Source organism: Haemophilus sp. CCUG 66565 (genome assembly GCF_001679495.1).
In the GTDB taxonomy this organism is placed as follows: domain Bacteria; phylum Pseudomonadota; class Gammaproteobacteria; order Enterobacterales; family Pasteurellaceae; genus Haemophilus; species Haemophilus haemolyticus_K.
Window position 1 is genome coordinate 19,355 of the sequence record NZ_LZOX01000003.1, and the last position, 9,764, is coordinate 29,118.

A 9,764-nucleotide genomic window follows, 5' to 3' on the forward strand; every position below is an offset into this window, starting at 1 on the left:
TATTTTTACTGCAACCCCAAAATAAAAAGAATTGACGTAATAAAAATCACGCCAATTCTAGTTTTTTATTTTAGATTACTCTGATTTTGCTCGGGTAGGCTCAGAATATACATGGCTAATCGCACAATGATGTCCTGCCGCCCCTTTACCGTAAAAATAATAGCGAGAATCTTGCCATTCAATAATTGGGAATGGCTGAGGCATTTCATCACTCGCTTTCGCCAAAGTCATCTCTGCTTTTGTATGAGCAACTGCAGAAATAGTACCTAAACGCCCATTAAACTCATAGGTACGAATAAAGGCTGGTTCATTTACAGTTTCAGGCTCATTTACGGTAATCGTTGACTCAATAGCCCCAACTATTTCTTGAGGTTTATGAGAATTTAAACGCTCTAAAGATTCTTGTACTTTTTTCTGTACAGATTCGTTGGCTGGCTGAGTAATAAAATCTAATGCTGGTTTTACTTCAAGAGATTTTTCTTCAACCACAATCCCCATTGCTGGCGTGATAAAACCTTTTTTAGTTTTTTCTTGCTCGAGCAATTCATCCACCGATAAGAAATTATTTTCTTTCGGAGTGTTCACTGTTGAATAGTCCACCCAAGCTTTTCCACTTGCCAATTCAGGTGAAGCCACTGCAGCAAATAATGGCATTGGCGATTTTGGCTCTTGATTACGGCGACGACGTTGATTATTCGCTGCACGTAAATGACGTGGAGTACGACGTTGACGATCTTGACGTTCAGAACGTTCTTGGTTTTGACGAGCTGGTTTTTCATCATCTTGAACAGCCTGAACTTCGACAACACTCACTTCTGGCATTTGTTCAACAATGCTTTCGTTATTTTCAACAGCCATCTCATTATCTTCAACACGCACGCGTTTACGTAAATCACGACGTTGACGACGTTGAGTCACTTGCTCAGTTTTTTCATCTTGAGCCTCAAAAACCGGTGTAGAATTTACCGCACTTTCAGCGATACTTTCTTCCACTAAGTTACGGCGCGGACGGCGTTGATTACGCTCACGAATATTACGAACTTGTTCTTCGGTTCTTTCCGTTTCGTTATTTTCAGAACGTGGACGGCGAGAAGTACGGCGATCCTGTGGACGACGTTGATTACGATTAGAATTGCGCGAAGTGCGGTTATTTTTCGATTTATTTTCTTCAGATTCAGAAGCAAACAAGCCTTTAATCTTCGCAATAATTTTTGCTAACAAAGACGGTTCATTCGATTTACGCTCAACTGGAGTCGGAGCAGCTTCAGAAATAGAAAGCGCCACTGCCGCACTTTCAACTGCGGGTTGTTCAGCAACAACGGTTGTTTCCACATTACGAGAAACAAGAGATTCCTCAGTGCTTTCATCTTTCTCACAGTGAATTTTCGCTAAGTTATAGCTCAATTCATTCACTTCTTCGCCATCGCGTAAGCGGAAAACGCTAAAGTGTGGTGTTTCCATTGCTTCATTTGGTGCAACAATGACATCTACATTGTGACGTTTTTCAATATTGCTAATTGCTTTACGTTTTTCGTTAAGAAGATAAGAAGCAATTTGTACAGGCACAATCGTATGCACTTGCTTGGTGTTTTCTTTTAATGCTTCTTCCTCGATTAAACGCAAGATAGACAAAGAAAGAGATTCGTTATCACGCACTTTACCTGTTCCTTGACAACGAGGACAAATGTGATGTGAAGACTCACCTAATGAAGGACTTAAACGCTGACGCGACATTTCCAATAAGCCGAAGCGAGAAATACGGCTGATTTGAATTCGAGCACGGTCTTGACGAACGGCATCACGAATACGATTTTCCACTTCACGTTGGTGACGAACTGGCGTCATATCAATAAAATCGATAACAACTAAACCACCTAAGTCACGCAAACGTAATTGACGCGCAATTTCATCTGCCGCTTCAAGGTTAGTATTCAATGCCGTTTCTTCAATATCACCACCACGAGTAGAACGCGCGGAGTTAATATCAATAGCAGTTAATGCTTCGGTTACATCAATAACGATTGAACCGCCAGAAGGTAAACGCACTTCACGTTGGAATGCTGACTCGATTTGAGATTCGATCTGATAGTGGCTGAAAAGAGGCACTTCGCCTTGATAAAGTTTCACGCGATTGATGAAATCTGGGCGAACAAGTTTGATATGCTCTTTTGCTTTTTCAAACACTTTCGGGCTATCGATAAGGATCTCACCAATATCACGGCGCAAATAATCACGGATAGCACGTACAATCACATCACTTTCTTGGTGAATCAAGAAAGGCGCTGGACGATTTTGAGAGGCTTGTTTAATCGCTTCCCAATGGTGAAGTAAAACTTTTAAATCCCACTGCAACTCTTCTGGAGATTTACCCACACCTGCAGTACGAACAATCAACCCCACGCCTTCAGGCACATCTAATGAACTTAATGCCTCTTTTAATTCAGTGCGCTCATCCCCTTCGATACGACGAGAGATCCCACCCGCACGCGGATTATTTGGCATAATGACCAAATAACTACCCGCAAGAGAAACAAAAGTAGTTAAGGCAGCGCCTTTGTTTCCGCGTTCTTCTTTATTAACTTGAACAATAACTTCTTGGCCTTCGCTCAAGATATCGCGAATATTCGGACGACCTTGGAAAACATAATCATCGGGGAAATATTCACGAGCAATTTCTTTTAATGGTAAAAAACCGTGACGTTCTGCACCATAATCCACAAAAGCAGCTTCTAAGCTTGGCTCAACGCGAGTAATTTTCCCTTTGTAGATATTCGCTTTTTTTTGCTCGTGACCTGGGCTTTCAATATCCAGGTCAAATAAGAGCTGTCCGTCAACTAGCGCTACACGCAACTCTTCTTTTTGAGTCGCATTGATTAACATTCTTTTCATTGTCAATTCTCTTATTAAATATTTTAAAAGACCTCAAAATAAACTGCACTTTGCTTCGTTATCGACCTCGTGTTTCTCGCGCCAGTCAATCTCACGACTGTATGTTGCTGGGTGCATTGATAACGTTATTAAGCATAAACGTTTGCTTTATAAAACAACGCGATATTCCGCACGCGTTGCAAGCGGCTAATTCATTTTAAGAAAAATGTTGATTATCAATGTCTTATGCCGATTGCCGCATTGAGTTTTCACCAACAAAACTTATCCTTTTTTACGCAAATTCTTAGGCGTAAAAAGACGCTCTATTATCCATGGAAAATAGGAAATTAGCAAGGTATATATGGTTTAATAAATATCGGTTTTATAAATATAAATTAATTATTTCATCTTTGATGATTTCGACTGTCTTTCCTATACGATCACATCAAATTTTGCTAGACTTACCCCAAAAAATTTTCCTATAAATGAATTATCAAGATCAACTCTCTCACATATTCTCTCTCAATGGACAATTAAGTCAAAATATAAAGGACTTCAGTCCAAGGGCAGAACAACTCAGCATGGCTCAAGCCGTTGGTGATACCATTTATAATAAGTCTTCTCTTGTTATTGAAGCAGGTACAGGCACGGGCAAAACTTTGGCATATCTAGCACCAGTATTACTATTTAACAAAAAAACCATTATTTCGACTGGATCCAAAAATTTACAAGATCAGCTTTTCAATCGAGATCTTCCTGCTATCAAAAAAGCGCTTAATTTCACAGGAAAAATAGCCTTACTCAAAGGAAGAGCAAACTATCTATGTTTAGAACGATTAGATCAAGTTATTGCACAAGGAGTGCTTGGTGATAAATCCGTTTTAACGGATTTAAGTAAAGTTAGAAAGTGGAATAACAGCACAAAAACAGGTGATTTTACTGAATGTGTAGAACTTGCCGAAGACAGCCCTATCATTTCACAGCTAACTAGTACCGCGGAAAGTTGTTTAGGAACGGATTGTCCTAATTATAGCGAATGCTATGTTGCAGCAGCTCGGAGAAAAGCACTAAATGCGGATCTAGTGGTCATTAATCATCATTTGTTTTTTGCTGATATGGCTGTGAAAGAAACTGGATTTGGGGAATTAATTCCTCATGCAGAAGTGATTATTTTTGATGAAGCACATCAATTGCCCGATATTGCCAGTCAATATTTTGGGCAATCGCTCACCTCTCGACAGCTATTTGATTTATGCAAAGATATTAATATTGTTTATCGTACCGAACTAAAAGATATGCTGCAACTTGGCAGCACATCAGATACATTACTTAAAGTTGTACAGGATTTTCGTCTTTTATTAGGTGAAGAAAATAATACTCGTGGAAATTGGCGTGAATTTTATAAACAAAGTGCGGTAAAAAAAGCCTTTGATTTATTACAAGAAAAAATTAATTTTCTCTCCGAGGTGATTAAGCTTACATTAGGGCGTTCACAAACACTTGATAGTATTTTTGAACGTGTCGAATCAATAAAAAGTCAATTAAAGCGCCTAACCGAAACTAATATTGTGGGGTTTTGTTATTGGTATGAGGGAAATGGTCGTCAATTCGGCTTACATATTACACCGCTAACCGTGGCCGACAAATTTGGAGAACAACTGAAGATCAAAGAGGCCGCATGGATTTTTACTTCTGCAACATTAGAAGTAGGTGGAACCTTTAATCATTTTTGTCAACGATTAGGGATTGAACATGCAACACAAAAGATTTTACATAGTCCATTTAATTATCCTGAACAATCGTTACTTTGTGTTCCTCGTTATTTGCCAACTACCAATAAAACGCATACTTTAACATCATTAGGTGAAATGTTACTGCCAGTAATTGAAGCTAATAAAGGACGCTGCTTTGTACTTTGCACTTCTTATACAATGATGCGAGGATTAGCAGAATATTTTCGTGAAAAAAGTATGCTTTCAATTTTAGTACAGGGAGAAACCTCTAAAGGCAAATTATTGGAACAATTCACTTATACCTCTCATAGTGTACTTGTTGCAACATCTAGTTTTTGGGAAGGAATCGATGTTCGCGGTGATGCACTTTCCCTGGTGATTATCGATAAACTTCCGTTTACTGCACCTGATGACCCTTTATTAAAAGCACGTATTGAAGATTGCAAGCTACAGGGAGGCGATCCATTCAATGATATTCAAATTCCAGAAGCCGTGATTACGCTAAAGCAAGGCGTTGGGCGTCTAATTCGAGGTGTAAGCGATCGTGGCGTAGTGATTATTTGTGATAATCGTTTGGTTATGAGAAATTATGGCGAAACGTTTTTAAAGAGTTTGCCAAACTCAAGTCGTACCCGAGATCTCAATAAAGTGATACAATTCTTACAAAATCAATAAATGAGAAAAAATAATGACAAAGCTAACTTTATTAGCATTAGATACCTCTACTGAAGCCTGCTCAGTTGCACTACTATATAACGGTGAAAAAACACATTTAAATGAATTAGCGCAACGCACACACACCAAACGAATTCTTCCTATGGTTGATAAAATCTTGGCAAACTCAGGCTTGCATTTAAATCAAGTTAATGCTCTGGCTTTTGGGCGTGGTCCTGGTAGTTTTACAGGTGTAAGAGTGGGGGCTGGTATCGCACAAGGTTTAGCATTAGGTGCTGATTTACCAGTTATTCCTATATCAAATTTAACAGCAATGGCACAGGCTGCATTTGAATTATATCAAGCAAAAAAAGTTGCAGCCGCAATCGATGCGCGCATGGGGGAAGTATACTTTTCACAACTTATATGTGAAGATATTCACACTAATTTTGGAGAGGTTTCTCAATGGAGAGAAATAACACCGGAGCAAGTTTGCCCACCTGAACAAGCAATTTCTCAACTTCAAAATAACGATATTTTTTATGTAGGTACAGGTTGGGCTGCTTACCCACAATTTACAGAAAAAAATCTGAACGGTTCAGAAATTGAATTGCCAAATGCCTTATATATGTTATCCCTTGCTCAAACAGCATGGAAACAGCAACAAACTATTTCAGCGTTAGAAATTGAGCCTATTTATTTACGAAATGAAGTCACGTGGAAAAAGTTACCTGGACGCGAATAATATCATCGTGGAGGATAAGTGAAAATGAAAGGAAAAATAAGCATATTTTTGACCGCACTTTGTTTAGGTCTAACAGGCTGTATTACTCCACCAAGAGGATTAGAAAATGAACAGTTTTCTATTACTAGCTATAAAGAAATTACATCTCAAGATCTGAGTTGCCACTGTAAAAATATCCGATTAGGCGGCAAAATTGTACAAACTACCATTTTATCTCATCATACTAAAATCGAAGTACTTAGTTTACCTGTATCATCTTTATCTGGAAAACCTTTCGTAGAATCACAATCTGATGGCCGTTTTATCGTTTATTTCGATGGTTTTATAGATCCCGAAAATTTAAAAGACCGTTATATCACAATTGGCGGACAATTAATTGGTTCAGAACCAGGTAAAATAGAACAGGCTAATTATACTTATCCTGTTATTAAACCAAATAAATACCGTCTTTGGACGCTAAGTACAAACTATTATTATCCTGAAGATGATTGGGACGATGATTGGGGATTCTGGAGATGGCGATACCAACCTCGGTATATCCAACCCGAAATTCGCTATTATTTGAATTAAATGATAAAATCTTGGAAATTTTCCAATAAACTAGGATAAAAAATGGAAAAAATTTGGTTTCAAAACTATCCAGAAGGTTCTGAAAAATTTCTGGATACATCAAAATATGAGTCAATTCTGGATATGTTTGATAAAGCTGTACGTGAGCACCCCGACCGTCCAGCTTATATCAATATGGGACAAATACTTACATTCCGAAAATTAGAAGAGCGTAGTCGTGCTTTTGCTGCCTATTTACAAAACGAATTTAAACTTCAACGTGGCGATCGTGTAGCATTGATGATGCCAAACTTATTGCAGTACCCTATTGCACTTTTTGGTATTTTACGGGCTGGTCTGATCGCAGTAAATGTTAACCCACTTTACACACCAAGAGAATTAGAACATCAACTACAAGACAGTGGTGCGGTGGCAATCATTGTTGTATCTAATTTTGCCTCAACTTTAGAAAAAGTTGTCTTCAACACGAATGTAAAACATGTCATTTTAACAAGGATGGGGGATCAGCTCTCTTTCGGTAAACGTACAATCGTTAATTTCGTTGTAAAATATATCAAAAAGCTCGTCCCTAAATACAAGTTACCACATGCAGTAACATTTCGAGAAGTATTAAGCATCGGAAAATATCGTCAATATGTACGCCCCGATGTTGTTCGAGGTGATCTGGCATTCCTACAATATACTGGAGGTACAACTGGCGTCGCTAAAGGGGCAATGTTAACGCATGGAAATATTATTACTAATGTTTTCCAAGCTAAATGGATCGCAGAACCCTTTATTGGTGATCATACGCGTACTCATTCTGCAATTTTAGCCTTACCGCTCTATCACGTTTTTGCATTAACCGTAAATTGCTTATTATTTTTAGAATTAGGCGTTACCGCAATTTTAATCACTAATCCACGTGATATTGATAGTTTTGTAAAAGAGCTAAAAAAATATCAATTTGAAGCTATTACAGGAGTAAATACGTTATTTAATGCTTTATTGAATAACGAAAACTTCAAAGAGGTGGATTTTTCAGCATTAAAACTCTCTGTAGGTGGAGGGATGGCAATTCAGCAATCTGTTGCAACACGTTGGCATGCTCTAACGGGTTGTAATATTATTGAAGGCTACGGCATGACAGAGTGTTCACCGCTTATTGCTGCTTGCCCAATTAATGTAGTAAAACACAATGGCACCATAGGCGTACCAGTTCCAAATACTGACATTAAAATTATCCAAGATGATGGAACCGAAGCCAAAATTGGTGAACCTGGCGAATTATGGGTAAAAGGCGAACAAGTCATGAAAGGTTATTGGCAATGCCCAGAGGCAACAAGTGAAGTTTTAAAAGATGGTTGGATGGCAACTGGCGATATTGTAATTATGGATGAAACTTATAGCCTTCGTATTGTTGATCGTAAAAAAGATATGATACTAGTCTCAGGCTTTAACGTATATCCAAATGAAATTGAAGACGTAGTAATGCTTAATGATAAAATCTCAGAAGCTGTTGCTATCGGGGTACCACATGAAGTATCAGGTGAAACTATCAAAATTTTTGTAGTAAAAAAAGATGATAGTCTAACACGTGATGAAATTCGCCAGCATTGTCGACAATATCTTACAGGCTATAAAGTTCCAAAAGAAATTGAATTCCGTGATGAATTACCAAAAACGAATGTAGGAAAAATTCTACGTCGCGTACTTCGAGATGAAGAAATCGCAAAACGTTCCGTTCATTAAATAAATGGGATAGCAATATCCCATTTCCTTGTTAAATCTTCCTGTTGAAATACGACAATGATAAAAGAATGCCAAAATTTACCGCACTTTTCTCTTATTACAACTAATACTAAGCTTTCAGAAATTTGCCTTTTGGCCCAACAACAGGATATAGTTGCGTTAGACACCGAATTTATACGCATATCAACTTATTTCCCAAAACTGGGATTAATCCAACTTTATGACGGCAAACGAGTGTCTTTAATTGATCCACTTATGATCACTGATTTTTCGCCTTTTGTTAAACTACTTGCTGATTCTCATGTTCTCAAAGTATTACATTCTTGTAGTGAAGACTTAGTAGTGTTCTCGCAGGAATTTAATCAGTTGCCTACCCCCATGATAGATACACAAATTATGGCTCGTTTCCTTGGACTCGGTATGTCTGCAGGTTTGGCAAAATTAGTCCAACAATATCTGAATATAAAAATAGATAAAGGTGCAACTCGTACTGATTGGATTAAACGTCCTCTTTCAAAAATACAATTACAATATGCGGCGGGTGATGTATGGTATTTACTTCCTCTGTATCACATTCTGCAACAAGAACTCTCCCAAACGCCTTGGTTAAAAGCTGTAAAGGAAGACTGTGAACTCGCACTTATCAAAACATATAAATTAAAAGAACGAGATTCGAATAAAGCCTATTTGGATATTCCAAATGCATGGAAACTGAAGCCTTTAGAATTAGCTCGCTTAAAAGTTTTAGCAACATGGCGACAAAATATTGCTGTAAAGCGAAATTTAGCCTTGTCTTATATTGTAAAATCAGAACATCTTTGGAAAGTAGCAAAGTACAATCCTCGTAATATAGCTGAGATGCTTGAACTGGGTCTAACTCATAATGAGATCCGAATCTATGGAAAAAAAATTCTTCAGCTCCTTGTCCAAGCTAGCCAGATATCTCCTAATAATTATCCACAGAAAATAGTTAGAATTTCTGAAGATCCTCGTTATAAACAAACAATTCGTTCACTACAAGAGCAAGTGACTGCACTCACTCCAGGAGGGCTATCACCAGAAATCATAGCGAGTAAACGAACATTAGAAGAATTAATAAAATGGGTGTGGAAAAAAGAATGTTCATCTAATAAATTACCGGAATTACTCATAGGTTGGCGTAAACAAATAGGTGATATATTGGTGAAAGAAATCAAAATAATAACAGATACCTAGTCTATGTCTCCAAGAGATCAGAATTAGAGCTAAAAATAATCTCTGATTAGAAGTATTATCTAAACTGAAAAGTAGTAATATTTATCTCTCAAGAGATATCTAAAAGATTATTAAGAATACATAAGTTTTGTATATCAAAAATCCAATAATACTGATTTTTGTAAATGATCGAAATATAAGTCCCATATCTCTTTCGGCACGAGCTATTATCTTTAATTCTATTTTTTATAATAGTTGTTAGTTAAAAT

At 37.5% G+C, this 9,764-nt stretch carries 6 protein-coding genes; 5 read left to right on the top strand and 1 reads right to left on the bottom strand.

What is annotated here, in order from left to right:
• Positions 1–75 precede the first annotated feature (75 nt).
• The gene (gene rne, locus A9501_RS03060; RefSeq protein ID WP_065264881.1) at positions 76–2,889 is read right to left on the bottom strand and encodes a ribonuclease E; all 2,814 of its coding nucleotides are present in this window, start codon (positions 2,887–2,889) and stop codon (positions 76–78) included.
• Positions 2,890–3,353: 464 nt separating this feature from the next.
• Between rne and A9501_RS03065 the strand changes: the two genes are divergently transcribed.
• The 5 genes from A9501_RS03065 to rnd are packed head-to-tail and all read left to right on the top strand — an operon-like array spanning position 3,354 to position 9,516.
• Complete coding sequence (locus A9501_RS03065; RefSeq protein ID WP_065264882.1) at positions 3,354–5,276, top strand: ATP-dependent DNA helicase; 1,923 nt, start codon at positions 3,354–3,356, stop codon at positions 5,274–5,276.
• Between the two features lie 13 nt (positions 5,277–5,289).
• Positions 5,290–6,000 carry a tRNA (adenosine(37)-N6)-threonylcarbamoyltransferase complex dimerization subunit type 1 TsaB gene (gene tsaB, locus A9501_RS03070; RefSeq protein WP_065264883.1) on the top strand — a complete coding sequence of 237 codons (711 nt, stop codon included), beginning with the start codon at positions 5,290–5,292 and terminating at the stop codon, positions 5,998–6,000.
• 24 nt (positions 6,001–6,024) lie between these two features.
• Complete coding sequence (locus tag A9501_RS03075; RefSeq protein WP_065264884.1) at positions 6,025–6,570, top strand: Slp family lipoprotein; 546 nt, start codon at positions 6,025–6,027, stop codon at positions 6,568–6,570.
• Positions 6,571–6,612: 42 nt separating this feature from the next.
• Positions 6,613–8,301, top strand: coding sequence for a long-chain-fatty-acid--CoA ligase FadD (gene fadD, locus A9501_RS03080; RefSeq protein ID WP_065264885.1), 1,689 nt, complete (start codon positions 6,613–6,615; stop codon positions 8,299–8,301).
• 57 nt (positions 8,302–8,358) lie between these two features.
• Positions 8,359–9,516 (top strand): ribonuclease D, encoded by a 1,158-nt coding sequence (gene rnd / locus A9501_RS03085; protein WP_065264886.1) that lies wholly within the window; start codon positions 8,359–8,361, stop codon positions 9,514–9,516.
• Positions 9,517–9,764 lie beyond the last annotated feature (248 nt).

Bases quoted from the DNA above. Each gene is read 5' to 3' on its own strand.
- rne (WP_065264881.1), bottom strand. From the start codon at position 2,889: ATGAAAAGAATGTTAATCAATGCGACTCAAAAAGAAGAGTTGCGTGTA.
- A9501_RS03065 (WP_065264882.1), top strand. From the start codon at position 3,354: ATGAATTATCAAGATCAACTCTCTCACATATTCTCTCTCAATGGACAA.
- tsaB (WP_065264883.1), top strand. From the start codon at position 5,290: ATGACAAAGCTAACTTTATTAGCATTAGATACCTCTACTGAAGCCTGC.
- A9501_RS03075 (WP_065264884.1), top strand. From the start codon at position 6,025: ATGAAAGGAAAAATAAGCATATTTTTGACCGCACTTTGTTTAGGTCTA.
- fadD (WP_065264885.1), top strand. From the start codon at position 6,613: ATGGAAAAAATTTGGTTTCAAAACTATCCAGAAGGTTCTGAAAAATTT.
- rnd (WP_065264886.1), top strand. From the start codon at position 8,359: ATGATAAAAGAATGCCAAAATTTACCGCACTTTTCTCTTATTACAACT.